The sequence below is a fragment of the Comamonas sp. Z1 genome, from assembly GCF_008121555.1.
In the GTDB taxonomy this organism is placed as follows: Bacteria; Pseudomonadota; Gammaproteobacteria; order Burkholderiales; family Burkholderiaceae_C; genus Comamonas; species Comamonas thiooxydans.
In genome coordinates this window covers 18538-42588 of sequence record NZ_VOQT01000026.1, presented here as the reverse complement: position 1 = coordinate 42588, position 24051 = coordinate 18538, and the positions used below count along the sequence as shown (strand labels likewise).

Genomic DNA, 24051 nt, shown 5'->3' with positions numbered 1-24051 from the left:
CACATTCATCATGTCTGATTCATTCCAAGATCTGGCCCGGGCAGCGGAGGCCGCACAGGTTTCGGCCTATGCGGACCCCGATGAGCCTCAAAGCCCCAATGTACCGTCCAAAAGAGCACAAACCATTGTCGGTTCGGGCGTGCTGCTGGTCGCTGTCGGCCTGGCTGTCGGCGCACTGCAGATTCCTTCCGATTCGGGCTATGGTGGCGTTGGCCCCAACTTTCTGCCCTGGCTGTGCGCCATCGTGCTGGCCGTTTGCGGTGCGTTGCTGATTTGGGAAGCTCGGAGCGGCGGCTTTCGCCATGCGGCGGATCCTGGCGGCCATGCCAAGGCCGATATATTGTCTTTTGTCTGGGTTTCTGCAGGCCTGCTGATCAATGCGGCTTTGATTGGAACCGTCGGCTTTATCTTCAGCTGCACGATTTGCTATGTCTTGGCCGTGCAAGGCCTGCGCCGCGCCGCGCATCAGCCTCAGGCCTCTGAAATCGGTACCTGGGTGAAGGATGTGATCACTGGCTTGCTGATTTCAGCGCCCGTTTTCTGGATGTTTACTCAGTTCCTGGCAATCAATCTGCCTGGCTTGACTCAGACGGGGTGGCTGTAATGGATATCTTCAATGCTTTGATGGCAGGCTTTGCCACCGCCATCACGCCCGTCAATCTGTTGTGGGCTCTGGTGGGTTGTGCCCTGGGTACGGCTGTGGGCGTGCTGCCCGGTATCGGCCCGGCCGTGGCAGTGGCCATGCTGCTGCCCATCACCGCCAAGGTGGATGTGACGGCTTCCATGATCTTTTTTGCCGGCATCTACTACGGTGCCATGTATGGCGGCTCGACCACCTCGATTCTGCTGAACACGCCCGGCGAAACGGCGTCCATGGTCACGGCCATGGAGGGCAACAAGATGGCCAAGAGCGGCCGAGCGGGCGCGGCGCTGGCAACCGCCGCTATCGGCTCGTTTGTCGCGGGGACCTTTGCCACAGTGGTGGTGACCCTGTTTGCTCCCTATGTCGCTGACTTTGCCGTGAAGCTGGGCCCGCCCGAGTACTTCATGCTGATGGTGCTGGCCTTCACCACTGTGAGCGCCGTGCTGGGCCAAAGCTCGCTGCGCGGCATGACGGCGCTGTTTGTCGGCCTGGCTGCAGGCTGCATCGGCATGGATCAGATCTCCGGTGCCGCGCGCTATACCGGCGGCAAGATGGAATTGCTGGACGGCATCGACATTGTGCTGGTGGCAGTGGGGCTGTTTGCCGTGGCCGAAGTGCTGTATGCCGCCATGTATGAAGGCAAGGTCGAGGAGTCGCAGAACAAGCTGACCCGTGTGCACATGACCAAGCGTGACTGGAAGCGTTCCTGGCCCGCCTGGATGCGCGGCACGCTGCTGGGTACACCGTTTGGCTGCATTCCCGCTGGCGGCACCGAGATCCCGACCTTTCTGAGCTACGCGACCGAGAAGAAGCTGGCCAAGGGCGAAGACAAGGCCGAGTTCGGCGGCAAGGGCGCCATCGAAGGCGTGGCCGGTCCGGAAGCTGCCAACAACGCCACCGTGACCGCAGCCCTGATTCCGCTGCTGACGCTGGGCATTCCTACCAGCAACACCACGGCCGTGCTGCTGGGCGCCTTCCAGAACTACGGCATCAACCCCGGCCCCCAGCTGTTCACCAGTTCGGCTGCCCTGGTCTGGGCGCTGATTGCCTCGCTGTACATCGGCAACGTGATGCTGCTGGTGCTCAACCTGCCCATGGTGGGTCTGTGGGTCAAGCTGCTGAAGATTCCGCGTCCCCAGCTGTATGCCGGCATCTTGATCTTTGCAACGGTCGGTGCCTACGGCATGCGCCAGAGCGCGTTCGATCTGTTCCTGCTCTACGGTATTGGCTTGCTCGGTGTGATCATGCGCCGCTTCGACTTCCCCACCGCCCCCGTGGTGGTGGGCATGATCCTCGGCCCCTTGGCGGAAGCGCAGATGCGCAATGCAGTGTCGATCGGCGAAGGCAGCTGGTGGATCTTCCTGCAGCGTCCCATGTCGCTGACGCTGATCATCATTGTGCTGGCCGTACTGATCATTCCCCGCGTGCTCAAGCGCCTGTCGGAGGCCAAGCAGGCCCGGGAGGCAAGCGCCGCCTGAGTCCCGTTTCCTAGCCTGCTGCGGGTGCTGTACGCATGGAGCCCGTTGCATTCATATCCCCTGTTCGGTGAGCTGGACAGGGGATTTTTTTATGGAGGCCGGCTAAAGCATTGCTTTGAATGCGCTAGCTGGAGGTCTGTGCCGATGGTTTTGGGGCAATGTCGCCCTACCATGGCGCAATGATCGAAATGAGCCAACGGCTACCCAACGATTTCGCTTGCGAGCTGCCCGACGATGCCGACGGCATCTATGCATTGGCGGCACGGTCCATGTTTCAGCTGTTCTCGTCAATGAGCCAGGGTATGTTTCTGGTCGACAGAAGCGGGCGCATTGTCTGGGTCAACAAAGGCTACGAGCGTTTTTTGCCACGCCTGGGAGTAGCCGGTGTGGGCGATTTTCTCGGGCATAAGGTGGAGGAGGTCATCCCCAACACGCAGATGCGCAGCGTGCTGGAGACCGGCAAGCCGGTCCTGATCGATCTGCTGACCAATAGCGCCGGAACCTTTGTCGTCAGCCGCCTGCCGCTGCATGACGATGAAGGTGGCGTGATCGGTGCCATCGGCATTGTGCTGTTCGACCAGCCCGAGACAACCTTGCAGCCGCTGATCAGCAAGTTTGCGATGCTGCAGCGCGATCTCGATGAAGCGCGGCGCGAGCTGGCTGCCCAGCGCAGCCGCAGCCTGCAGGCGTCCGTGCAGGGTTCGCGCCGCAGCAAATACAGCTTTGCCAGCTTTGTGGGCAGCAGTCCAGCTGCGGTCGAGGTCAAGCGCCAGGCGCGACGGGCGGCCCAGTCCATGAGTCCGGTGCTGCTGCTGGGCGAGACCGGTACCGGCAAGGAGGTGCTGGCCCATGCCATCCATGCCGCATCGGCGCGGTCTGCCGGTCCTTTTGTGAGCGTCAATATCGCGGCCATTCCCGAAACGCTGCTGGAGGCAGAATTCTTCGGCGTGGCTCCGGGCGCATTCACCGGAGCCGACCGCAAGACGCGCGATGGCAAGTTCAAGCTCGCCGATGGCGGCACCCTGTTTCTCGACGAAATCGGCGACATGCCCGCCAGTCTGCAGGCCAAGCTGCTGCGGGCCTTGCAGGAGGGAGAGATCGAGCCGCTGGGCTCTAACCAGATCGTGCATTTCGATGTGCGCGTGGTGGCCGCCACCTCTCGGGATCTGCTGCAGATGGTGCGCGACGGGCGCTTCCGGGAAGACCTGTTCTACCGGCTGCATGTGCTGCCCGTGCGCGTGCCGCCGCTGCGCGAGCGCAGCAGCGATATCCCGGCCCTGGTGGAAATGCTCTGCGAGGACCTGGCGCTGCGCAACGACATGGTTCCGCCGGAGCTGGGAAAGGGGGCGCTGGAATTGCTGGTTGCACAGGCCTGGCGCGGCAATATTCGCGAGCTGCGCAATGTGCTGGAGCAGGCAGCCATGCGCTGCGATGACTCGCACATCGATGCCGGCCTGCTGGCACAGGTGCTGCGCTCGTCCGGGGTAGAGCTGCAGGTTCCGCATCGGCAGCCCTTGGCGCAGGAACCCGTGGCTGCGGCGGGCGATTTGCTCAAGCCGCTTGCCGAGCAAATGGCCGAGCTAGAAGCCCGTGCGATAAGGGCCGCGATGCAGGCCCATGGAGGCAACAAGCTGGCCGTTGCAAGGACGCTCGGCATATCGCGCGCCAAGCTCTACGACCGGCTCGAGAAGCTGAATTTCTGAGTCATGCTAGGGATTGCCCTTGGTGAGTAGGACTTGGTTTGTTTTTATAGTTATAAAAAATATCTAATTTGAGTCCGGAGACAGCATGGCATTGGTACAAGGGCAGGAGTTGTGGAGGCCCACGCAGCAGCAGCAGGAGCAAAGCGGCCTGTGGCATTACATGGACTGGCTGCGCGACAGCCGTGGCCGTGACTTCTCCGACTATGAAGCGCTGTGGCAATGGTCGGCGACGGATATCGAAGGCTTCTGGCGCTCCGTCTGGGACTATTTCGACATTCAGGCCGATGGTGACCCGACGCAGGTGCTGGCCGGCCGCAAGATGCCGGGTGCCGAGTGGTTTCCCGAAACCCGGCTCAACTATGCCGAACACATCTTCCGCCAGGCCTGCGACCAGCGTCCGGCCATCATTGCGCGCTGCGAGGGCCTGACCCCGGTCGAAGTCTCCTGGCCGCAGCTGCAGCGCGATGTGGGCGCCCTGGCGGCAAGCCTGCGCGGTCTGGGCATCGTGCGTGGCGATCGCGTGGTGGCCTATTTGCCCAATGTGCCGCAGACCGTGGTGGCGTTTCTGGCCTGTGCCAGCATTGGCGCCATCTGGTCCAGTTGCGCGCCGGAGATGGGCGTATCCGTGGTGCTGGATCGCTTCCAGCAGATTGCGCCCAAGCTGATTTTCGCGACCGACAGCTACACCTATGCCGGCAGGCAGTTCGATCGTCGCGATGTGCTGGACGAGGTGCTCCAGGGTCTGCCCGATATCGCCCGGGTGATTCATGTGCCGGGGCCCTTGTTCGGCAGCGATGCCGAACATGCTGCCGTGCCCTGGCGCGACTGCATGAGCTGGGATGAGGCAACGCGCCATGCAGCGCCGCTGCAGTTCGAGCGCGTGCCGTTCGCCCATCCGCTGTGGGTGGTGTACTCCTCGGGAACCACCGGCCTGCCCAAGGCCATGGTGCACAGCCATGGCGGCATCGTGCTCACCCACCTCAAGACCAATCGCCTGCAGCACGATGTCTTGCCCGGCGATCGCTTCATGTTCCTGGGCAGCACAGGCTGGATTGTCTGGAATCTGATGATAGGCAGCCTGCTGGCCGGCGCGACCGTGGTCCTGTCCGACGGCAATCCGACGGCGCCGAATGACGATGCGCTCTGGGACTTCATCGACCAATACCAGGTCAGTATCTTTGGTTGCGGTGCGGCCTTCCTCACCAAGAGCATGAAGGATGGTGTCTCGCCGAAGAAGGGGCGCCAGTTCGAGAAGCTGCGTGCCATCAACTCCACGGGCTCGCCGCTGCCTCTCGATGCCTATGCCTGGGTCTACGAGAACGTCAAAAATGATCTGTGGCTGGCCTCGATCAGCGGCGGCACGGATATCGCCTCGGGCTTTGTGGCCTGCGCGCCCATACTGCCCGTCAACGCGGGCGAGATTCAGTGCCGCGAGCTGGGTGTGGCCGCCTATGCCTTCAACGAACAGGGGCAGAGCGTGGTCGGCGAAGTCGGCGAGCTGGCGATCACCGAGCCCATGCCCTCCATGCCCGTGTTCTTCTGGAACGACAAGAGCGGGGCGCGCTACCACGACAGCTATTTCGACGTGTTTGCCGGCTGCTGGCGCCATGGTGACTGGATCGAGTTCAGCGAGCGCGGCACGGCCGTGATCTACGGACGCTCGGACAGCACCATCAACCGCTTCGGCATACGCATGGGCACGGCGGAGATCTACCGTGTCGTCGAGGAGCTCGACGCCGTCAAGGACAGCCTGGTGGTCGATCTCGAATATCTGGGTCGACCTTCCTTCATGCCGCTGTTCGTGACTCTGGCCGAAGGCCAGGCATTGACGGGCGAGCTGACCGCCCAGATCAAGAACGCCATCAAGACCAAGGCTTCGGCACGCCATGTGCCCAATGTGGTGGTTCAGGTGGCCGAGATTCCGCGCACCCTCACCGGCAAGAAGATGGAGGTGCCGGTGCGCAAGCTGCTGCTGGGAGCGGACGCCGCCAAGGTGGCCAGCCCCGATGCCATGGCCAATCCATCCAGCATTGATTTCTTTATTCAATTTCGAGAGCAGGTACCGCAGGCGTGACAAGCGCTTGAGGCTGATTTGACTCAATACCCAAAGCAGGCCCACCCATGAATCATCAAGATCTGATCGCCATCGACTTCCACACCCATGCGGAAGTCAGCTGCCGCAATCCCTTTGACAGCTACGGCGAGGAGTACGACCGCGCGGCCGACAAATACTTCGGCAGCTCGCTGCGCCCGACGATCGCCGAAACCATTGCCTATTACCGCGAGCGCAAGATCGGTCTGGTGATGTTCACGGTGGACAGCGAGGCGCAACTGGGTCGCCGCCGCATCCCCAACGAAGAGATTGCCGATGCCGCGCGCGAGAACAGCGACATGATGGTGGCGTTCGCCAGCATCGACCCGCACAAGGGCAAGATGGGCGCGCGCGAGGCCGAGCGCCTGATCACCGAATGCGGCGTCAAGGGCTTCAAGTTCCATCCCACGGTGCAGGGCTTCCATCCCTACGACCGCATGGCCTGGCCCATCTACGATGTCATCAACCACTACAAGCTGCCCGCCATCTTCCACACCGGCCACAGCGGCATCGGCAGCGGCATGAAGTGCGGCGGCGGTCTGCGTCTGGCCTATAGCAACCCCATGCTGCTGGACGACGTGGCCGTGGACTTCGGCGATATGCAGATCGTCATGGCCCATCCCAGCTTTCCCTGGCAGGACGAGGCGATCTCGGTGGCGCTGCACAAGCCCAATGTCTGGATCGATCTTTCGGGCTGGAGTCCCAAGTATTTCCCCAAGCAGCTGGTGCAGTACGCCAACACCCTGCTCAAGGACCGTGTGTTGTTCGGCAGCGACTTCCCGCTGATCACGCCCGAGCGCTGGATGAAGGACTTCGAGGTCGCCGGCTTCAAACCCGAGGTCATGCCCGGCATTCTCAAGGACAACGCCGTGCGGCTGCTGGAGCTGGACAGAAAACGCGATGCCGCATGAAAGCCACAAGGATCACCCCGGTGATCCTTTTTTCATGGCGGATTGAGCAAAGCCTGGGATGGGCCCTAAGGCGGCTGTTGATTTGTATTGAAGTCAGTCAGTGTCTGAATTAAAGACATATGTTGTCTGATTTTTAGTCAATACCGATCTGCGTATGGCGGCTCCTCAGAGGAAAACCAGACTGGCACGAAGACTGCTATCTGCACACCATAGAAAGACAAGCGGACACACCGCATCCATCCTCAAGGAGACAACACATGCACAAGCGCAGCCTGCTGCAGGCGGCCGTTCTGGCGGCCATGGTGGTTCATGTTCCCGGCGCCCTGGCGCAATCCGAAATCCGCATTGCCCATGTCTACAGCAAGACCGGCCCTCTGGAAGCCTACGGCAAGCAGACCCAGGCGGGCCTGATGATGGGCCTGGAATACGCGACGGGTGGCAGCATGACGGTGGCAGGCAAGAAGCTGGTGGTGATCGAGAAGGACGACCAGGGCAAGCCCGACCTCGGCAAGAGCCAGCTGGCCACCGCGTATTCGGACGACAAGGCCGATCTGGCCGTGGGTCCCAGCGCTTCGGGCGTGGCGCTGGCCATGCTGCCCGTGGCCGAAGAGTACAAGAAGATCCTGATCGTCGAGCCTGCCGTGGCCGACTCGATCACGGGCGACAAGTGGAACAAGTACATCTTCCGCACGGGCCGCAATTCCAGCCAGGACGCGATCGGCAATGCCGTGGCCATAGACAAGCCCGGCGTGACCATTGCCACGCTGGCCCAGGACAATGCCTTCGGCCGCGACGGCGTCAAGGCTTTCAAGGAAGCCATCAAGAAGGGCAAGCTGGTGCACGAGGAGTACCTGCCCGCGGCCACGACCGACTTCACGGCCGGCGCCCAGCGCCTGATCGACAAGCTCAAGGACCAGCCGGGCAGGAAGATCATCTGGATCGTCTGGGCAGGCGCCGGCAATCCTTTCAAGATCGCCGACATGGACCTCAAGCGCTACGGCATCGAGATCGCCACGGGCGGCAACATCCTGCCTGCCATGGCCGCCTACAAGAACCTGCCGGGCATGGAAGGCGCGACCTATTACTACTACGGCATTCCCAAGAACCCGGTCAACGAGGCGCTGGTGTCCATGAACTACAAGCAGTTCAAGGCGCCGCCGGACTTCTTCACGGCAGGTGGCTTCTCGGCCGCCATGGCCATCGTCACGGCGCTCAAGAAGACCAATGGCGACACCAAGGCGAATACGCTGATCAAGGCCATGGAGGGCATGAGCTTCGATACGCCCAAGGGCCAGATGACCTTCCGCAAGCAGGACCACCAGGCCATGCAGAGCATGTACCACTTCAGGATCAAGAACGACCCGGCCTTTGCCTGGGGCGTGCCCGAGCTGGTGCGCGAGATCAAGCCTGAAGAAATGAACGTTCCCGTCCGGAACGGACGCTAACCACCCCCTGAGTTACTTCGCCCAGGCGGCCCCGCGCCTACCCCTAACCGGGCGTCCCCTCTCTCTTTGGGAGGGGGACGACGCCATCGCCGCGAGGCGGCTCTTGCTCGGCGTCTCTGACTTGGTCAGCGCGCGGGCAAGGTTAAGTTCACTTTTTGATAGCTGCATGCGCTTGTGCATAGGGCGCTAGGGGCTGATTTGCCTATTTCTCATGCTGACCACTGACAAGCTCACCATTCGCTTTGGCGGCCATGTGGCAGTCAATAGTGTGACCTGCTCCTTCGAGCCGGGCACGCTGACGGCCATCGTCGGCCCCAATGGCGCGGGCAAGACCACCTACTTCAATCTGATCTCGGGGCAGCTGCGGGCCACGGAGGGCCGGGTGTCGCTGCAGGGGCGCGACCTTACGGGTCTGGCACCCTCGGCGCGCACGCGCGCCGGCCTGGGACGGGCCTTCCAGCTCACGAATCTGTTTCCGGCCCTGTCGGTGCTGGAGAACGTGCGCCTGGCCGTGCAGGCCACGCGCCAGGGCGCGCACCGGCGCGGCATGAACCTCTGGAGCATCTGGAGCGACCACCGCGCATTGCTGGCGCGCGCGCAGCAAATCCTGGAGCAGGTGGCGCTTTGGGCGCGGCGCGATGAGCCGGTTTCGGCCCTGCCGCATGGCGACCAGCGCAAGCTGGAGGTGGCGCTGCTCATGGCGCTGGAGCCGCAGGTCTATATGTTCGACGAGCCCACGGCGGGCATGAGCCATGACGAGGCGCCGGTGATCCTCGACCTGATCCGCGAACTCAAGAAGGACCGCAGCAAGACCATTTTGCTGGTGGAGCACAAGATGGACGTGGTGCGCGAACTGGCCGACCGCATCATCGTGCTGACCAACGGCACGCTGGTGGCTGACGGCAAACCGGCCGAAGTCATTGCCTCGCCCGTGGTGCAGCAGGCGTACCTGGGGCTGACGCCCCAGGATGCCGTTGGCGGCACTGACGCTCCCCCCCATCCCAGCCTTCCCCCGTCCGGGGGAAGGGGAGAACAGCCATGAGCGAGCTACTGTTGGAACTCCAGGGCGTGCACACCCATATCGGCGCCTATCACATCCTCCACGGTGTGGACTTGGCTGTGCCGCGCGGAGAGGTCACCATGCTGCTGGGCCGCAATGGCGCGGGCAAGACCACCACGCTGCGCACCATCATGGGCCTGTGGCAGGCCAGCCAGGGCAGCATCCGTTTCGGCCAGCAGGACATCACGCGCCTGGCCACGCCGGCGATTGCCCAGCTCAACATCGCCTATGTGCCCGAGAACATGGGCATTTTTGCCGACCTCACGGTCAAGGAAAACCTGCTGCTGGCTGCACGCTCGGCCTCGCATGCTGCGCGCATGGACCGCTCGCGCCTGGACTGGATCTACGAGCTGTTCCCGGCCGTGCAGAAATTCTGGGACCATCCGGCCGGCAAGCTCAGCGGCGGGCAAAAGCAGATGGTGGCCGTGGCGCGCGCCATCGTCGAGCCGCGCGATCTGCTCATCGTGGATGAACCCAGCAAAGGTCTGGCTCCGGCCATCATCAACAACATGATCGAGGCCTTCGCCCAGCTCAAGGCCGGCGGCGTGAGCATTTTGCTGGTCGAGCAGAACCTTGCCTTCGCCAAGCGCCTGGGTGACGGCGTGGCCGTAATGGACAACGGCCGTGTCGTACACGCGGGCCGCATGGCCGATCTTGCGGCCGACGAGGAACTGCAGCAGTCGCTGCTGGGGCTGGCGCTATGAGGTCACAAAAATCAAAGCAAAAAACAGCTCAAGCGCTGGCAGCTATGGATATGAAAGTTGGTGCCGAGGTAAAGACATGATGCGCAAGGACCTGGATTACAAGCCGCTGCTGCTGGTGCCGCTGCTGGCGCTGGCTACCTTGCCCCTGGTGGGCTCTCCCAGCACCTGGCTCACGCTGACGGTGGCGGGCCTGGCCATGGGCATGATCATCTTCGTCATCGCCTCGGGCCTGACCCTGGTGTTCGGCCTCATGGACGTGCTCAACTTCGGCCATGGCGTGTTCATCGCGCTGGGCGCCTTCGTCGCCACCAGCGTGCTCGGTGCCATGGGCGACTGGACGGGCTCGGCGCAGCTGTGGCGCAACCTGGTGGCCGTGCTGCCGGCCATGGTCGTGGCCATGCTGGTGGCGGGGGCCCTGGGCCTGGCCTTCGAACGCTTCATCGTGCGGCCTGTCTACGGTCAGCATCTCAAGCAGATTCTCATCACCATGGGCGGCATGATCATCGGCGAGGAGCTGATCAAAGTCATCTGGGGGCCGCAGCAGATTCCGCTGCCACTGCCCGAAGCCATGAAGGGCGCCTGGCTGCTGGGCGACGCGGCCGTGGAGAAATACCGGGTCTTTGCCGTGCTGGTGGGGGCTGCCGTGTTCGCCGTGCTGGCCTGGACTCTGGCGCGCACCAAGATTGGTCTGCTGATCCGCGCCGGCGTGCAGGACCGCGAGATGGTCGAGTCCCTGGGCTACCGCGTGCGCCGATTGTTCGTGGCCGTGTTCGTCGCGGGCTCGGCCCTGGCCGGCCTGGGCGGCGTGATGTGGGGCCTGTACCAGCAGAACGTGGTGGCGCAGATGGGCGCCCAGGTCAATGTGCTGATCTTTATCGTCATCATCATCGGCGGTCTGGGCAGCACGGGCGGTGCGCTGATCGGTGCGCTGCTCGTCGGGCTGATGGCCAACTACACGGGCTTTCTCGTGCCCAAGGTGGCGCTGTTTTCCAATATCGCACTCATGGTCGCCATCCTGCTGTGGCGTCCCCAAGGCATCTATCCGGTCGCCAACCGCTGAAGGAGAACAGAATGCTCAAACGTTTGCTCTCGGGCGATCTGCCGCGCAGTCGCATCCTGGCGCTGATGCTGCTGGCGATCTTCATCGGTCTTGCCGTGGCGCCGTTTGCCTTCCCCGGCGTCAAGGCGCTCAATGTGGCGGCCAAGGTGCTGATCTTCGTGGTGCTGGTGGCCAGCTTCGACCTGCTGCTCGGCTATACCGGCATCGTGAGCTTTGCCCACACCATGTTTTTCGGCATAGGCGCCTATGGCGTGGCCATTGCCTCCACGCGCCTGGGCGCGGGCTGGGGCGCGCTGGCCGCGGGGCTGGGCGGTGCGCTCGTGGTCTCGCTGCTGCTGTCGCTGGCCATAGGCCTGTTTTCGTTGCGCGTGCGGGCCATCTTCTTCGCCATGATCACGCTGGCCGTGGCGGCGGCCTTCCAGACTCTGGCATCTCAGCTGTCGGACTGGACCGGGGGCGAGGACGGCCTGACCTTCAAGATGCCCGAATGGCTGTCACCCAGCTTCGAGCCTTTCGAGAACGATATCTTCGGCGTGACCATCGACGGCAAGATTCTCAGCTACTACCTGCTGTTTGTCGTGGCCGTGGCCCTGGTGCTGATGCTGCTGCGCATCGTCAATTCGCCGTTCGGCCGCGTGCTGCAAGCCATCCGCGAGAACGAATTCCGTGCCGAGGCCATTGGCTACCGCGTGGTGGTCTACCGCACCACCTCCAGCGTGCTATCGGCCCTGTTTGCCTGCGTGGCGGGTGCCATGCTGGCTGTCTGGTTGCGCTACAACGGGCCTGATACCTCGCTCTCGTTCGAAATCATGATGGACTGCCTGCTCATCGTGGTGATCGGCGGCATGGGAACCATCTACGGCGCGGTGATAGGCGCGGTGGTGTTCCTGATCGCCCAGAGCTATCTGCAGGATCTGCTGCGCATGGCCAGCGAGGCCAGTGCCAGTCTGCCTTGGCTGGCCGCACTGCTGTCGCCCGACCGCTGGCTGCTGTGGCTGGGCCTGCTGTTCGTGCTTTCGGTCTATTACTTCCCCACGGGTGTCGTGGGGAGGCTGCGCGCGGCTGCGGCGCGCAAGCCCTGACATCTTTTACTGGCATCCCTTCTCTGACCGCCTTCACTACGACAGGAGACAAAGCCCATGCAGAAGACCTATGCGATTGCCTTGCCACCCGCGGCCCTTGCGGTGCTGGCGGCCGCCGTGCTGACCGCCTGCGGGGGCGGCGATGGAGGCGAGCTCAATGCCAAACCCGGTTACCTGGGCACGGTGCGGCAGCAGAGCTATGACGGCAGCAGCGATGACCTGCTGACCGCGGGCCTGGGCAAGAGCGGCCTGGCCGTGGCCACGGCACCGGGCTTTGCCAGCGCGCTCCAACCCACGGCGGCCGAGCTGCGCCGCCTGGCCATCTACACCAATTACCGCGCCATGCTGGACATGACTGCAGCGGGCGGCTACGGCACGCTCTACGGCCCCAATGTGGATGCGCAGGGCCGGGTGACGGCCGGCGAAGGCAGGATTGTCGGCACCGAGTACATCGCGTTTTCGGACGACGGCACTGGCCGCAAGAACGTCACGCTCATGGTGCAGGTGCCGGCCAGCTTCGATCCCAGGAAGGCCTGCATCATCACCGCCACGGCTTCGGGCTCGCGCGGCGTGTACGGCGCCATAACCACGGGCGAATGGGGGCTCAAGCGCGGCTGCGCGGTGGCTTATTCCGACAAGGGCACGGGCGCCGCGCCACATGACCTCATGAACGACACCGTGCCGCTGATCGACGGCACGCGCAGCACGGCTGCCGCAGCGGGCAAGCAGGCTGCATTCAATGCAGGGCTCACGGCTGGCGAACTGGCCGCCTTCAACACTGCCACGCCCAACCGCTTTGCCTTCAAGCATGCGCACTCGGGCCAGAACCCAGAGAAGGACTGGGGCCGTACCACGCTGCAGGCCGTGGAGTTCGCCTACTACGTGCTCAACGAGCGCTATGGGGACCGCAATATTCTGGGCGAACGCCTGCGGACGCTCAAGCCTAGCAACACCATCGTCATCGCGTCCAGCATCTCCAACGGCGGCGGCGCGGCGATTGCCGCCGCCGAGCAGGACTCGCAGGGGCTGATCAACGGCGTGGCCGTGTCCGAGCCTGCGGTGGAGTTGCCTGCCAGCCCCGGCGTGACCGTGCAGCGCGGCGGCACGGAACTGCCTGTGGTGGGCAAGACGCTGGTGGACTTCACGAGCTATGCCAACCTCTATCAACCCTGCGCCTCGCTGGCGGCATCGGTCAGCGGATCTCCCTATGCGGCTGCGTTTGCTGCGGGGGTTGCCGGCACGGCTCTGCCGATTGCGCCCAACCGCTGCGCGGCACTCAGGACTGCCGGCTTGCTGAATGCCACGACCACGGCGGCCCAGGCCGAAGAAGCTTTGCAGAAGCTGCGCGACTATGGCTGGGAGCCGGAGTCCAGCGAGCTGCACGCCTCACTGGCCGCCTTTGAGGTGGCGCCCGCCGTGTCGGTCACTTTTGCCAACTCGCTCTCGCGCGCCAGCGTGAAGGACAACCTCTGCGGCTACAGCTATGCCGGTGCGACGGCTGCGGGCGCAGTGACGCCGTTGGCCCCAGAGGCGCTGGCCAGCATGTTCTCCACAGGCAACGGCGTGCCGCCATCGAGCGGCGTGCAGCTCATCAACAACAAGGGCAAGTTCGGTGCCGCGCGCGACTTCCTCTCCGTCTCGGTGAACTCGGGCCTGGCCGACTGGAACACGCCGGGTGCGCTATGCCTGCGCAATCTCGTCACGGGCAATGATGGCGCCGCCAGGGCGCTGCAGGCCGGTGTCGACGAGACAAGGCGCAACGGCAATCTGCAGGGCAAGCCGGCCATCATCGTCCATGGCCGCGCGGATGCGCTGCTGCCCGTGAACCACACGACGCGGCCCTATGTGGCGCTCAACCGGAAAGTGGAAGGCGCTGCCAGCAAGCTCAGCTATGTGGAGGTCACGAATGCCCAGCACTTCGACAGCTTCATCGGCCTGCCCACCGTGCTGCCGGGTTATGACACGCGTTACATCCCGCTGCATGTCTATCTGAACCGCGCGCTCGATGCCATGTATGACCACCTTGCCAACGGCAAGGCGCTGCCTCCCAGCCAGGTGGTGCGCACCGTGCCGCGTGGTGGCAACCCGGGCCAGGCACCGGCCATACAGCCAGCCAATCTGCCGCTGATTGCCGGCACGCCGGCAGCGGCCGACAGGATAGAGGTCAGTGCCGGAGCCATCCGCGTGCCGGACTGATACGCATGACCGGCCGGTGGCTACGGCTGCCGGCTGACTACCGAAGTTGATAGCTGATAGCGCTTATCACATATGCGCTGGAGGCCTTTTTGATGCTGAAACCTGCCATGCCCAACAACTGCGCTTCTGCGGCCATCGTGCCGGCATCCTGCTATGCGAACTGCGCTGGCTACGAGATTCATTACCTTGACTGGAAGCCGCAAGGCCCGACCAAGGCTACGGTGATCGCCTGGCATGGCCTGGCACGCACGGGGCGCGACATGGATGCACTGGCGCAGTTTCTTGCGGTGCAAGGCTATCGCGTCATCTGCCCGGATACGCTGGGCCGCGGCCTGAGCCAATGGAGCCGCAACCCGCGCGAGGAGTATCAGCTGCGCTTCTATGCCCGGCTGGCACGCGAGCTGATGGATGCGCTGGCGCTGCAGCAGGTGCACTGGGTAGGCACCAGCATGGGCGGAGCGATAGGCACGGTCTGTGCATCCGGCCTGTTCGAGCCGGATCTCAGGCAGCGCATTCTCACGCTCACGCTCAACGACAATGCGCCCGAACTGGCCGAGACTGCGCTGGCCCGCATCAAGAGCTACGCGGGCCGGCCGCCGGTGTTCGACACCGTCGCCGAACTGGAAGGTTTTTTCCGCGCGGCCTACAAGCCCTATGGCTGGCTCAGCGATTTCGAGTGGCGCAAGCTGACCGAGACCAGCACGCGTCGTTGCGATGACGGCCGCGTCACCCCGCATTACGATCCGCGCATGATCGAGCAGTTCACCGAGCATGACAACGACTATCTGCTCTGGGATCACTATGACGCGCTGCAACTGCCCGTGCTGTTGCTGCGCGGCGAGGAGTCCGATCTGGTGCTCAAGCCGGTGGCCGAGCAGATGCAGCAGCGTGGCCCCGGTGCTCGAGGTCTGCTGACCTGGCTGGAGGTGCCGGACTGCGGCCATGCGCCGGCGCTCAATGTGAGCACGCATTTCGAGGCCGTTCTGTCCCATCTGCACCAGGCTTGACGCGCCACAACCTCGCAGCTCCGGGGATGTTCGCGTCTCGCTAGCATTGGTGGCTAACCCTGGTCGGGGTAAGGAGCGTGGGTCATGGGTTTTGTCGTGGATCTGATTCGGGAATACGGCTTCGGCATTGTCTTTCTCAATGTGCTGATAGAGCAGCTGGGCGCGCCCATCCCGGCCTATCCGGTGCTGGTGGTGACCGGAGCGCTGGAGGGGGGCAGCCTGGCACGTCTGGGCTGGCTCACCGTGATTGCGGTGGCCGCAGCGCTGATAGCCGATGTGCTCTGGTACCACGCTGGCAGGGCCTATGGGCACAGGGTGCTGGGACGTATCTGCCGCATTTCGCTCTCGCCCGATGCCTGCATACGCCAGACCGAGTCCGTCTATGGACGCTGGGGTGCCAAGTCCCTGCTGGTGGCCAAGTTCGTGCCGGGCTTTGCCTCCATTGCCAGTGCGCTGGCCGGTGTGGTGGGCACGCCGCTGCGCACCTTTGTGTTGTTCGATACGCTGGGGGCCCTGATCTGGGTGGGCTCGGCGGTGTTTCTGGGCTCGCTGTTCAGCTCCACGGTGCAGGATCTGCTCGATGTGCTGACGGCACTGGGCAAATGGGGGCTGCTGCTGCTGTGCGTGGCGTTCGCGGTCTTCGTGGCGCGCAAATGGTGGCAGAGGCAGCGCGTGGTGCGTTCGCTGAAGATGCCGCGCATGTCGGTCGAGGAACTGGCGGGGCTCAACGCCCAGGGCATCACGCCGACGGTGATCGATGTGCGCGAACCCCTGCTCTTCGGTCAGGGTCATATTCCCGGAGCCAGCTCCTGGCTGGAGCATCAGGGCAAAGGCAAGGCGGCCTACGAACATTTGCTGCCGCGCGAGCGGCATGAGCATGGCCTGGTTGTGTACTGCGACTGTCCCGACGAGATCTCCGCCGCGCGCGTGGCCCGGCAATTGCAGCGTGCGGGATTTCACAACGTCCGGCCATTGTCCGGTGGCCTGACGGCCTGGGAGGCAGCGGGCTTCGAGCTGGAAAAGCCCCGGGCCTGAGCAGGCGCCAAAGAAAACGCCCTGACCATTCCTTGGGCAGGGCGTCGAGCGGATCGAGGCGCTTATTTGCCGGCAGGCATGGAGCAATGTCCGCCCTGTGCTGCCTGGCCGGAGCCGGCTGCGATCAGCGGCGCTTCAAAGCGCAGGTCGATGGCCGGCGATGTATGAAAGTCCCAGGCCAGAAAGACGAGCAGCAGAGCCCAGAATAGGGTGCGCAAGGTGCTTGGTGAGGTCATGGTTGTTCCTTGCTCAGAAGCCGAAATGGCGGCGGATGCGCAGGCCGAAGATGGTGCCTGCAAATGCCAGTGGGACCCAAATCCAGCCGTGGATGGAGCCGGTGGAGATGCCCGAGAGCATGGCGCCCACATTGCAGCCGAAAGCCAGGCGCGAGCTATAGCCGAGCACCAGTCCCGCCACCAGGGCCACGACCCATTGCGTGCCTGTCAGTGCCTTGGCTGCCGCGGGCTTGCCGGCGGCAATCCACAGTGCGCCGCCCAGAATGCCGATATTGGTGATGCTGGTCACGTCCAGCAGCACGGTCTCGTGCAGGCGTGCCGCATTGCCGGGCTGGCTCCAGAACCAGTTGCTGGCCAGATCGACGGCGCCCGTGGCGTTGACGATCTTGGCGGCCCACAGACCAAAGCCGTAGACCACGCCCCAGGGCTGGCCCGCAATGATCAGATTGAGCGTGGCCAGGATGGCCAGCAGCACGGCGCCGACCAGCCATTTGCGCACCAGCAGCGGCTTGGCCGGGCGGTTCAGGGCGGCATTGGCCTTTTTCACATACAGGGCCACGCCTGCCGCTATCACGGCCAGTGCGACCAGCGTGGCGATCAGCGCTGGAGCCCAGCCCCATTGCGTGACCAGGCCCACGGGTGCCGTATTGCCCAGGTCCAGCCACCAGCCCAGGTGAAGGCTGCCCAGAAAGCTGCCGATCGCGAACAAGGGTAGTATGGCCGCGTTCATGGGAATGCCCATGCCGGCTTTGTACAGCGTGCCGCTGCCGCAACCGTCGGCGATCTGCATGCACAGGCCGAAGACAAAGGCTCCAACCAGTAGGCTGATGCTGGGGGGGCCGAGAGCTGCCGTCAGCTCGGGGAAATGGCCCAGCAAAGGCATGGCCAGGGCTGCAGCCAGCGCCAGCAGCAGCAACTGGCCAAAGATGCCGCTGCCGTCTTTTTCCTCGACCAGCATGCGCCAGCCCGTGGTGAAGCCAAAACGCCTGCCGGCCAGCACCGCGCCCAGGCCTATGCCGACGGCAAACAGTGCCGCCTGACGCACCGAGACTGACCACAGCAGCCAGCCAAAGAAAACGGCCAGCAAGGCCGTTATGGGAAGTCGTTTCATGTGTTTTTATGGAATTGATGGGTAAGGACTGCGACGCACTTTCCGCAAAGGGCATGCACCCAGATCAGAGACAACGAGCAAAGGCCGCCCTGCAGCGAAGTTGTTGTCCCCTTGGGGGCGCCCGGCTAGGGGAAGGCGCGAAGCGACTCAGGGGAGTCATTTAAAAGTTTTTTCCCACCATTTCTGGGCGTCATAGGCCAATGACTGGGCGCGGCCCGGCTGGTTGGCCATGCGCGGCGCGTCCTTGGATTGCGTCCAGTCCACCATGGAGCCCGCATACAGCTTCACATTGGGCAGGCCCGCCATTTCGGACAGGCCGAACCAGTCGGTGGCCGCCCAGTGACCGGTGTTGCAGAAGGCCACCATGTCCTGGCCTTGCGGGCGCTGGACCTTTGCGGCGATCTCCCTGGCCTTGGCGGTATCCACGAACTGCGAAGTACCTGGTACAAACCACTGGTTGAAATCCAGCTGCTGGGCGCCGGGCAGGGTGCCCGAGAGCTTGGCGGCGGGCGCACGGGTCTTGCCCAGATAGAAGGCGTCGGGGCGCGAGTCCACCAGAGCCGCGTTGGAGAGGTCGAGATGCCTGCCCACGTCCTGCTTGGTGGCCAGCCAGTTGGCGTCAAAGGTCGGTGCGTAGCTGCTGGGTGCGATCTGCGTGCGGGTCTTGGCCAGGGGCTTGCCTGCGCTTTCCCAGGCCTTCATGCCGCCGTTGACGATGGACAGCTCCTGGAGACCCAGGCTTTTGAGCGTCCAGTAGACGCGGGCCGCGGCACCGAAGTCCGTGGCATCGGCACCGCTGGAGATCACGATGGCATGCGTGGCTGGCGTCAGGCCCAGGGACTGCACCAGCGCCACCAGCTTGGCCTGGTCGGGCAGCTCGCCGGGATTGGTGGCGGGGCCGCGCCATTTGCCGTAGGGGGCGTTGGCGGCCTGGGCGATATGGCCGGCCTCGAAGGCTTTGGGGTCGCGGATATCGATGAGGCGGACATCGGCCTGCTGCAGCAGTGGCTGCAGTTGCTCGGGGTTGAGCAGGGGTTGGGCTGCGAGCGCCCAGGCGCTGGTGCCCAGGCCCAAGCCCAGAACCAGCGCATAGCTTGTCAGAGAGTTTTTCATGGCAGGAGTCGGCAAAGCCGATTCGTCAGGGGCATGGCTATGCCCAGGGCCTCTATTGTCCGGCCTTGCCGCGACAGGGCCAACCAAGAAAAACTTGTCTGCTTATTGCCTGGGGTCATGAACCGGAGAGCAAACGGTGTAACTTCTGATGATGATAGCTAGAAGTGGTTGAATCGCTTTGTAAGTAAGCGATTTCAGCTATTGATTTTGAATAATCATGCGCTTTGCCCGGCCGGAAACAGCTCCTGCACGGCACGCCGGATGCCGCCATAGCCCGTACAGCGACAAAGGTTTCCGCACATCTGAGCCTCGGCCTCGGCGGCTGTGGGGCGGGGCTGCTGCTGGTGCAGCCAGCTCATGCTCATGACCATGCCGGAGCTGCAGTAGCCGCATTGCACGCCGCCGCAGCGCGCCAGCGCCTCACGCACGGGTTCGCTGGCGCTGTCCTGTGCCACGGACTCGATGGTGCGCACGGTCTGGCCCTGGATCTGATAGGCCATCAGCAGGCAGGCATTCACGGGCTCGCCGTCGAGCCAGACCATGCAGGCGCCGCAGCGCCCCACTTCGCAGCCGGGTTTGGCCCCGGTGAGGTGCCAGTGCTCGCGCAGCAAGGTCAGCAGCCGGGTATCGGGGCTGCAGCTGGCGCTGACCGGCTGGCCGTTCAGATTCAGCTGCAGCACAAAAGCCGAAGCCTCCTTTGCGCTGGCTGCGGCTGGCTTGCCGCCGGGCTCCGGGGTGTAGGTCGTCGTCATGGTGTGGAGGACTCCGTGCCCGCTTCCAGCAGCGCGATCACGCGCTCCGGGGTCATGGGCAGTTGCGTGATGGGTTGCTGCAGTGCGGCAGCCAGGGCATTGGCCACTGCGGGCAGGGCCAGGTTGACGCTGATCTCGCCGGCTCCGCGCGGGCCTATGGGGTCGCCCTCGGGAAGGTTCTCGATCGCCAGCACCTGCATTTCAGGGGCATCGGCCAGCGTGGGGATCAGATAGCCGTCGAGATTGCGTGCCCGGTAGTGGCCATCCAGGCAAGCCAGCTCCTCCTGCGTGCCCATGGCCAGGCCCATGAGGGCGCCGCCCTCCATCTGGCCCAGATAGCCCTGGGCCGACGCCACGGGGCCCAGCGCCGTGCACATCACCAGCCGCTGCACCTGGACCATGCCGCTCCAGGTGTCGACGCGTACCTGGGCAATGGCGGCGCAGGCTCCGAAGACGAAGTGGGTGTCATGCGCGTTGCCCTCCGGGTCCTCGGCGCGCAGGTCTATGGAGATACAGGGCGCTTGTTCGCCCAATGCCCTTGCCAGATCGGCGTAGCTCAGGCGCAGGCCCGCAGCGCTTTCCAGGCCCCATGCGCCGCAGCGCAGAGGGATATCGGGCAGCAGTCTTGCGGCTGCCAGGAGCAAGGCTTGCTGCCAGGGCCGGGCCGCCTCGTGCAAGGCGCGCCATACCAGCGTGGTGGCGCGCGAGGCGGCCACCGGGCCCGAGTCGGGCGTCAGCCGGGTATCGCCCAGCACCGGCCGGATCGCGTCGGCGGCGCAGCCCAGATGCTGCGAGCCCAGGCTCTGTATGGTTCCGACCAGGTTCTGTCCCAGCTCGGTGAAGCCGCAGCGCAGCTCGATCGCACCATCGGCGGCCAGGGCCAGCTGCATACGGCAGTCACTGGGGCCACCCTTGCCAAAGCCATCGCTGCGATGGATCAGCGTGAGGCCCACGCCGTGCAGATGACGGCCGTCCGCGCTGGCCCAGCGATGCGGCCCGCGCCACAGCGCTTGCTGGCGGGCGACATCGAGTGCGCGCTGGGGGCCGTCAAACGGCACGACATGCTGGCCGAGCGGGCCGGGTGCTTCGGGAGCGGCGAGATTGAGGGCGCGAAATGCGTCAGCCGTCATGCCGACCATTGCAGCCAGTCTGTCCATCTGCTGCTCAAGTGCAAATTGCACCTGCACGGCACCGAAGCCGCGAAACGCACCGGCGATGCCGTTGTTCGTATAGGCCAGCCTGGCGCCGAGGTCCAGTGCCAGATACCGGTAGGGGCCGGGGGCATGTTCGAGAGCGGCATCCAGCACCTCGGGGCCATGCGTGGCATAGGCCCCGGTGTCTGCCACTATCTGCACCTGGTGGTAGGTAAGCCGCCCCTGTGCATCGCAGCCGGTCTGCATGTCGATCTGCATGGGATGTCGCTTGACACCCAGATCCACAGATTGTGGACGTGTCAGGTGCAACCGCACTGGGCGCTGCGTCCTCCAGGCCAGCAGGGCCGCAATCGGCTGAATCGTCAGCTCGTCCTTACCGCCATAGGAGCCGCCCACGGGCGTGCCCACGGCATGCACTCTGTCGTGAGGCAGGCCCAGCATGTCGGCGATGACCTGCTTGTCCCGCGCGGGGTTGTGGCCGCCGAATAACAGGCGCAGGCCGCCCGCGCCATCGGGCTCGGCCACACCGCCTTCGGTCTCGAGAAAGGCATGCATCTGGCGTGGCGTGACATAGCTGTCCTGCACCCGGTGCACTGTGCTTGCCCGGGCCGCAGACATGTCGCCCTGGCGGTGGCTGGCGGCATGCAGCAGATTACCACCCTGGTGGACCGGCTGCTCGGAGGCCGCCGTTCCGTCAAGGGCTGCGACCGGGTCGCAGACTGGGGGCAGGGGTTCGTAGTCAACCCGGATCAGCGCCAGAGCCTGCCGCGCCGTCTCCATGTCCACGGCCGCAACGGCGGCGACCGGGTCGCCCACATGGCGCACCTTGTCGATGCAGAGCACGGGCCGGTCCACCTTGCGCAGGCCGTAGTGCTTGAGGCCCGGGATATCGGCATGGGTCACCACGGCATGGACGCCCGCAAGAGCTTTGGCCGCGCTGGTGTCGATGCTCAGAATGCGCGCATGGGGGTGGGGGCTGCCGAGAATCGCTGCGCGCAGCTGGCCCGGTCGGATGCGGTCGGTCAGAAAGCCCGGGTTGCCGCCGAGCTTGGCCCAGGCATCGGGCCGGACCGGCAAAGCCTCCAGGCCCAGCTCGCGGATGTGATGAGGGGTGAGGAATTCCATGATGGTTCAGGCCAGCAGCCCGCAATGTCCGGCAATCAGGCGGCTGGCGATCCGGGCCAGATCGGGAGGCAGGCTTTGCTCGCAGGTAGTGCGTATATCGCCGAGGGAGGGACGGATCTGCAGCTCCTGCGCATAGCTCAGCAGCTTTTCCGTGGCTTGCAGGCGGTGCACGCCTATGCCAGGGGCCGCCGCAGCAATGCGGTCCAGGTTCAGGCGCTTTTGTGCATCGCTCCAGCGCAGGGCCATGCGCAGGCGCGCGGGGGAGAATGCCGCGCGATAGCCGACTTTCTCGAACACCAGTGGCCGTGGCTCCATCACATCGCCGCGCGGCAGCAGGAACGACAGCATCAGAGGCCGGTCCATGAGCTTGAGCGTCTGCGCCAGCGACTGCAGGTTGCCGTCCGTCAACTCGACCTGCGCATCCATGGCCAGCAATACCGGGCAGCAGTCGCCTTCGCCCCAGCCTATATTGCCGCCCAGGGTTCCCTGGCGGCGTATTCCCATGGCCCCTAGCTGATCCAGGGCCTGGACGAGCACGGGGGCGTGTTGCTGAACCCAGGGGTGACAGCGGACGGCCTCCAGCCGCATGCCTGCACCGATGTGCAGGTATTGCGGGCCGAGGCTGATCTGCTGCATCTCGGGCCAGTGCATCACATTGATGAAATGCGTGGTCGACGGCGCCAGGCGAGGCTCTGCCCATGACTGCTGCAGCAGCGTGCCCCCGGCGATGAAGCAGGCGGCATCGCCGAGCTTGCGGGCCAGGGCCTGCGCGGCCTGGGGTGACGAGGGGTGGGTGAGCAGCATGGCAGCCTCCTGTGGGCGTGGTCCTCAGCGCTGCGCCCAGAAGGCTTGCTGCTGGGCGGCGATCTCGGCCTCCATCTCGGGTACGGGGCCGATCAGCTCCACGGCCTTCTGGCAGTGGTCGAAGACATAGCGCGACGAGACACTCATGGTCGGGTTCTCGCCATGGCTGCCAGTGCATTCCAGCAACCGGTGCTCGGTCATGCCGAACACGATGCGACCGATATTGGCCCAGTAGGCCGTACCGGCGCACATGCAGCAGGGCTCCACATTGGTGTAGAGCGTGCAGCTCCAGAGAAACTCGGCCGTGTAATTGGTGGCCGCCATGCGCGCCAAGGTCGATTCCGCGTGATTGACGGTGTCGATATTGCACTGCTCCATGAGCACAGTCTCCTGATCGGGGCCCACCAGCACGGCACCGAAAGGGTGGTGGCCCATTTGCGTGGCGCGCTGGGCCACGGCCTGGGCGCGACGCAGATTGCGCTGGATTTGTTCGGCAGAGGGCGTCAGGCCCTGCGGGGGGAAGTTCTGGTCTGTCATGGCGGCGGTCCTTGTGTTGATCAGGCGGGAGTGCTCTGGCTCCAGGGAAAGAGGCGCTTGTGCAACTGCTGCACGCCACCATAGAGCAGCAGGCTGCACAGCACCAGCAGTGCCAGTGCGGCAAAGGCCACGGGAACCTTGAAGGAGGAGGTGGCAAACAGGATCAGATAGCCCAGGCCTTTTTCCGCCGCCACGAACTCGGCGACCACGGCGCCCACAATGGCCAGCGTGATGGAGACCTTGAGGGCCGAAAACACATAGGGCACTGCAAACGGCATGCGAATCTGCCAATACTGGCGGCTGGTGGTGGCGCGCAGCGAGCGCGACAGCTCCACCAGCTCTGCCGGCACCGAAGCCAGGCCCAGGGCCGTGGAAACCACCAGCGGGAAAAAGGCAATCAGCGTGGTGATGACCACGCGAGGCAGCAGGCCTGCACCCAGAGTGACGACGATGATGGGGGCGACGGCCACGATGGGGGTGGACTGGATCACCACCAGCCAGGGCATGATGATTTTCGAGAGCAGCTGCGATCGCGTGATGGCAATGGCCAGCGGAATGGCCAGTGCGATCGCCAGCGCATAGCCTATGAGCGCGACCTGCAGGGTGGCCGTGACATGCTCCAGCCAGCGCTGCAGCCCCATCTCGGCAGCAGAGCGCCAGATCTGGCTGGGAGCGGGAAAAATGTACTCGGGTATATGCGCCAGGCGGCAGGCGCACTCCCAGAACAGCAGGACGGCGAGGAAAACCAGCAGCGACGCATGGCGTTGTATGAGGGCAGACATAGGGGGCCTCTTGGGGCTGCG

21 protein-coding genes are annotated in these 24051 nt (G+C 64.3%); 13 read left to right on the top strand and 8 right to left on the bottom strand.

Going from position 1 to position 24051, the window contains the following annotated elements:
* Positions 1 to 10 precede the first annotated feature (10 nt).
* From FSY45_RS25390 to FSY45_RS25330, 13 genes are all read left to right on the top strand, one after another.
* A complete protein-coding gene (locus tag FSY45_RS25390; protein ID WP_003068813.1) occupies positions 11 to 604 on the top strand; it encodes a tripartite tricarboxylate transporter TctB family protein in 594 nt (197 codons plus the stop codon).
* Positions 604 to 2121, top strand: coding sequence for a tripartite tricarboxylate transporter permease (locus tag FSY45_RS25385; RefSeq protein WP_003068815.1), 1518 nt, complete (start codon positions 604 to 606; stop codon positions 2119 to 2121). The genes FSY45_RS25390 and FSY45_RS25385 overlap by 1 nt, the downstream gene beginning before the upstream one ends.
* A gap of 188 nt (positions 2122 to 2309) precedes the next feature.
* Entirely contained in the window at positions 2310 to 3824 is a 1515-nt protein-coding gene (locus tag FSY45_RS25380; protein WP_046462610.1) for a sigma-54-dependent Fis family transcriptional regulator, read from the top strand.
* A gap of 85 nt (positions 3825 to 3909) precedes the next feature.
* Complete coding sequence (locus tag FSY45_RS25375) at positions 3910 to 5898, top strand: acetoacetate--CoA ligase (RefSeq protein WP_046462608.1); 1989 nt, start codon at positions 3910 to 3912, stop codon at positions 5896 to 5898.
* 47 nt (positions 5899 to 5945) lie between these two features.
* Entirely contained in the window at positions 5946 to 6827 is an 882-nt protein-coding gene (locus tag FSY45_RS25370) for an amidohydrolase family protein (protein ID WP_046462607.1), read from the top strand.
* A gap of 257 nt (positions 6828 to 7084) precedes the next feature.
* Positions 7085 to 8272 (top strand): substrate-binding domain-containing protein, encoded by a 1188-nt coding sequence (locus tag FSY45_RS25365; RefSeq protein ID WP_046462606.1) that lies wholly within the window; start codon positions 7085 to 7087, stop codon positions 8270 to 8272.
* Between the two features lie 211 nt (positions 8273 to 8483).
* Entirely contained in the window at positions 8484 to 9314 is an 831-nt protein-coding gene (locus FSY45_RS25360; RefSeq protein ID WP_012837425.1) for an ABC transporter ATP-binding protein, read from the top strand.
* Positions 9311 to 10036 carry an ABC transporter ATP-binding protein gene (locus FSY45_RS25355; protein ID WP_046462605.1) on the top strand — a complete coding sequence of 242 codons (726 nt, stop codon included), beginning with the start codon at positions 9311 to 9313 and terminating at the stop codon, positions 10034 to 10036. The genes FSY45_RS25360 and FSY45_RS25355 overlap by 4 nt, the downstream gene beginning before the upstream one ends.
* Before the next feature lie 76 nt (positions 10037 to 10112).
* On the top strand, positions 10113 to 11096 hold the full coding sequence (locus FSY45_RS25350; RefSeq protein ID WP_046462604.1) for a branched-chain amino acid ABC transporter permease: 984 nt from the start codon (positions 10113 to 10115) through the stop codon (positions 11094 to 11096).
* A gap of 11 nt (positions 11097 to 11107) precedes the next feature.
* Complete coding sequence (locus FSY45_RS25345; RefSeq protein WP_046462603.1) at positions 11108 to 12178, top strand: branched-chain amino acid ABC transporter permease; 1071 nt, start codon at positions 11108 to 11110, stop codon at positions 12176 to 12178.
* 57 nt (positions 12179 to 12235) lie between these two features.
* A complete protein-coding gene (locus FSY45_RS25340) occupies positions 12236 to 14374 on the top strand; it encodes a D-(-)-3-hydroxybutyrate oligomer hydrolase (RefSeq protein ID WP_148748525.1) in 2139 nt (712 codons plus the stop codon).
* A 92-nt stretch (positions 14375 to 14466) separates the two neighbouring features.
* Positions 14467 to 15381 carry an alpha/beta fold hydrolase gene (locus FSY45_RS25335; protein ID WP_046462601.1) on the top strand — a complete coding sequence of 305 codons (915 nt, stop codon included), beginning with the start codon at positions 14467 to 14469 and terminating at the stop codon, positions 15379 to 15381.
* Positions 15382 to 15465: 84 nt separating this feature from the next.
* On the top strand, positions 15466 to 16416 hold the full coding sequence (locus FSY45_RS25330; protein ID WP_003068843.1) for a VTT domain-containing protein: 951 nt from the start codon (positions 15466 to 15468) through the stop codon (positions 16414 to 16416).
* A gap of 62 nt (positions 16417 to 16478) precedes the next feature.
* Here FSY45_RS25330 and FSY45_RS27975 read toward each other — a convergent pair whose 3' ends face one another.
* From FSY45_RS27975 to FSY45_RS25295, 8 genes are all read right to left on the bottom strand, one after another.
* Positions 16479 to 16652 (bottom strand): hypothetical protein, encoded by a 174-nt coding sequence (locus FSY45_RS27975; protein WP_003068846.1) that lies wholly within the window; start codon positions 16650 to 16652, stop codon positions 16479 to 16481.
* A gap of 13 nt (positions 16653 to 16665) precedes the next feature.
* Positions 16666 to 17763 (bottom strand): YeeE/YedE thiosulfate transporter family protein, encoded by a 1098-nt coding sequence (locus FSY45_RS25325; protein ID WP_046462600.1) that lies wholly within the window; start codon positions 17761 to 17763, stop codon positions 16666 to 16668.
* A gap of 156 nt (positions 17764 to 17919) precedes the next feature.
* Positions 17920 to 18876: a sulfurtransferase gene (locus FSY45_RS25320; RefSeq protein ID WP_046462599.1), complete on the bottom strand. Its 957-nt coding sequence runs from the start codon at positions 18874 to 18876 to the stop codon at positions 17920 to 17922.
* A gap of 215 nt (positions 18877 to 19091) precedes the next feature.
* Complete coding sequence (locus tag FSY45_RS25315) at positions 19092 to 19628, bottom strand: (2Fe-2S)-binding protein (RefSeq protein WP_046462598.1); 537 nt, start codon at positions 19626 to 19628, stop codon at positions 19092 to 19094.
* Complete coding sequence (locus FSY45_RS25310; RefSeq protein ID WP_046462597.1) at positions 19625 to 21907, bottom strand: xanthine dehydrogenase family protein molybdopterin-binding subunit; 2283 nt, start codon at positions 21905 to 21907, stop codon at positions 19625 to 19627. Before FSY45_RS25310 ends, FSY45_RS25315 begins: the two co-directional genes overlap by 4 nt.
* Before the next feature lie 6 nt (positions 21908 to 21913).
* Positions 21914 to 22711 (bottom strand): xanthine dehydrogenase family protein subunit M, encoded by a 798-nt coding sequence (locus FSY45_RS25305; protein ID WP_046462596.1) that lies wholly within the window; start codon positions 22709 to 22711, stop codon positions 21914 to 21916.
* Positions 22712 to 22735: 24 nt separating this feature from the next.
* Complete coding sequence (locus FSY45_RS25300) at positions 22736 to 23248, bottom strand: nucleoside deaminase (RefSeq protein WP_003068863.1); 513 nt, start codon at positions 23246 to 23248, stop codon at positions 22736 to 22738.
* Between the two features lie 20 nt (positions 23249 to 23268).
* Positions 23269 to 24030 carry an ABC transporter permease gene (locus FSY45_RS25295; protein WP_003068866.1) on the bottom strand — a complete coding sequence of 254 codons (762 nt, stop codon included), beginning with the start codon at positions 24028 to 24030 and terminating at the stop codon, positions 23269 to 23271.
* Positions 24031 to 24051: the final 21 nt, after the last annotated feature.

Coding starts and splice junctions, on each gene's coding strand:
- FSY45_RS25370 (WP_046462607.1), top strand. CDS start 5,946: ATGAATCATCAAGATCTGATCGCCATCGACTTCCACACCCATGCGGAA.
- FSY45_RS25310 (WP_046462597.1), bottom strand. CDS start 21,907: ATGGAATTCCTCACCCCTCATCACATCCGCGAGCTGGGCCTGGAGGCT.
- FSY45_RS25390 (WP_003068813.1), top strand. CDS start 11: ATGTCTGATTCATTCCAAGATCTGGCCCGGGCAGCGGAGGCCGCACAG.
- FSY45_RS25335 (WP_046462601.1), top strand. CDS start 14,467: ATGCTGAAACCTGCCATGCCCAACAACTGCGCTTCTGCGGCCATCGTG.
- FSY45_RS25295 (WP_003068866.1), bottom strand. CDS start 24,030: ATGTCTGCCCTCATACAACGCCATGCGTCGCTGCTGGTTTTCCTCGCC.
- FSY45_RS25305 (WP_046462596.1), bottom strand. CDS start 22,711: ATGCTGCTCACCCACCCCTCGTCACCCCAGGCCGCGCAGGCCCTGGCC.
- FSY45_RS25350 (WP_046462604.1), top strand. CDS start 10,113: ATGATGCGCAAGGACCTGGATTACAAGCCGCTGCTGCTGGTGCCGCTG.
- FSY45_RS25315 (WP_046462598.1), bottom strand. CDS start 19,628: ATGACGACGACCTACACCCCGGAGCCCGGCGGCAAGCCAGCCGCAGCC.
- FSY45_RS25340 (WP_148748525.1), top strand. CDS start 12,236: ATGCAGAAGACCTATGCGATTGCCTTGCCACCCGCGGCCCTTGCGGTG.
- FSY45_RS25385 (WP_003068815.1), top strand. CDS start 604: ATGGATATCTTCAATGCTTTGATGGCAGGCTTTGCCACCGCCATCACG.
- FSY45_RS25325 (WP_046462600.1), bottom strand. CDS start 17,763: ATGAAACGACTTCCCATAACGGCCTTGCTGGCCGTTTTCTTTGGCTGG.
- FSY45_RS25360 (WP_012837425.1), top strand. CDS start 8,484: ATGCTGACCACTGACAAGCTCACCATTCGCTTTGGCGGCCATGTGGCA.
- FSY45_RS25355 (WP_046462605.1), top strand. CDS start 9,311: ATGAGCGAGCTACTGTTGGAACTCCAGGGCGTGCACACCCATATCGGC.
- FSY45_RS27975 (WP_003068846.1), bottom strand. CDS start 16,652: ATGACCTCACCAAGCACCTTGCGCACCCTATTCTGGGCTCTGCTGCTC.
- FSY45_RS25320 (WP_046462599.1), bottom strand. CDS start 18,876: ATGAAAAACTCTCTGACAAGCTATGCGCTGGTTCTGGGCTTGGGCCTG.
- FSY45_RS25345 (WP_046462603.1), top strand. CDS start 11,108: ATGCTCAAACGTTTGCTCTCGGGCGATCTGCCGCGCAGTCGCATCCTG.
- FSY45_RS25365 (WP_046462606.1), top strand. CDS start 7,085: ATGCACAAGCGCAGCCTGCTGCAGGCGGCCGTTCTGGCGGCCATGGTG.
- FSY45_RS25300 (WP_003068863.1), bottom strand. CDS start 23,248: ATGACAGACCAGAACTTCCCCCCGCAGGGCCTGACGCCCTCTGCCGAA.
- FSY45_RS25380 (WP_046462610.1), top strand. CDS start 2,310: ATGAGCCAACGGCTACCCAACGATTTCGCTTGCGAGCTGCCCGACGAT.
- FSY45_RS25375 (WP_046462608.1), top strand. CDS start 3,910: ATGGCATTGGTACAAGGGCAGGAGTTGTGGAGGCCCACGCAGCAGCAG.
- FSY45_RS25330 (WP_003068843.1), top strand. CDS start 15,466: ATGGGTTTTGTCGTGGATCTGATTCGGGAATACGGCTTCGGCATTGTC.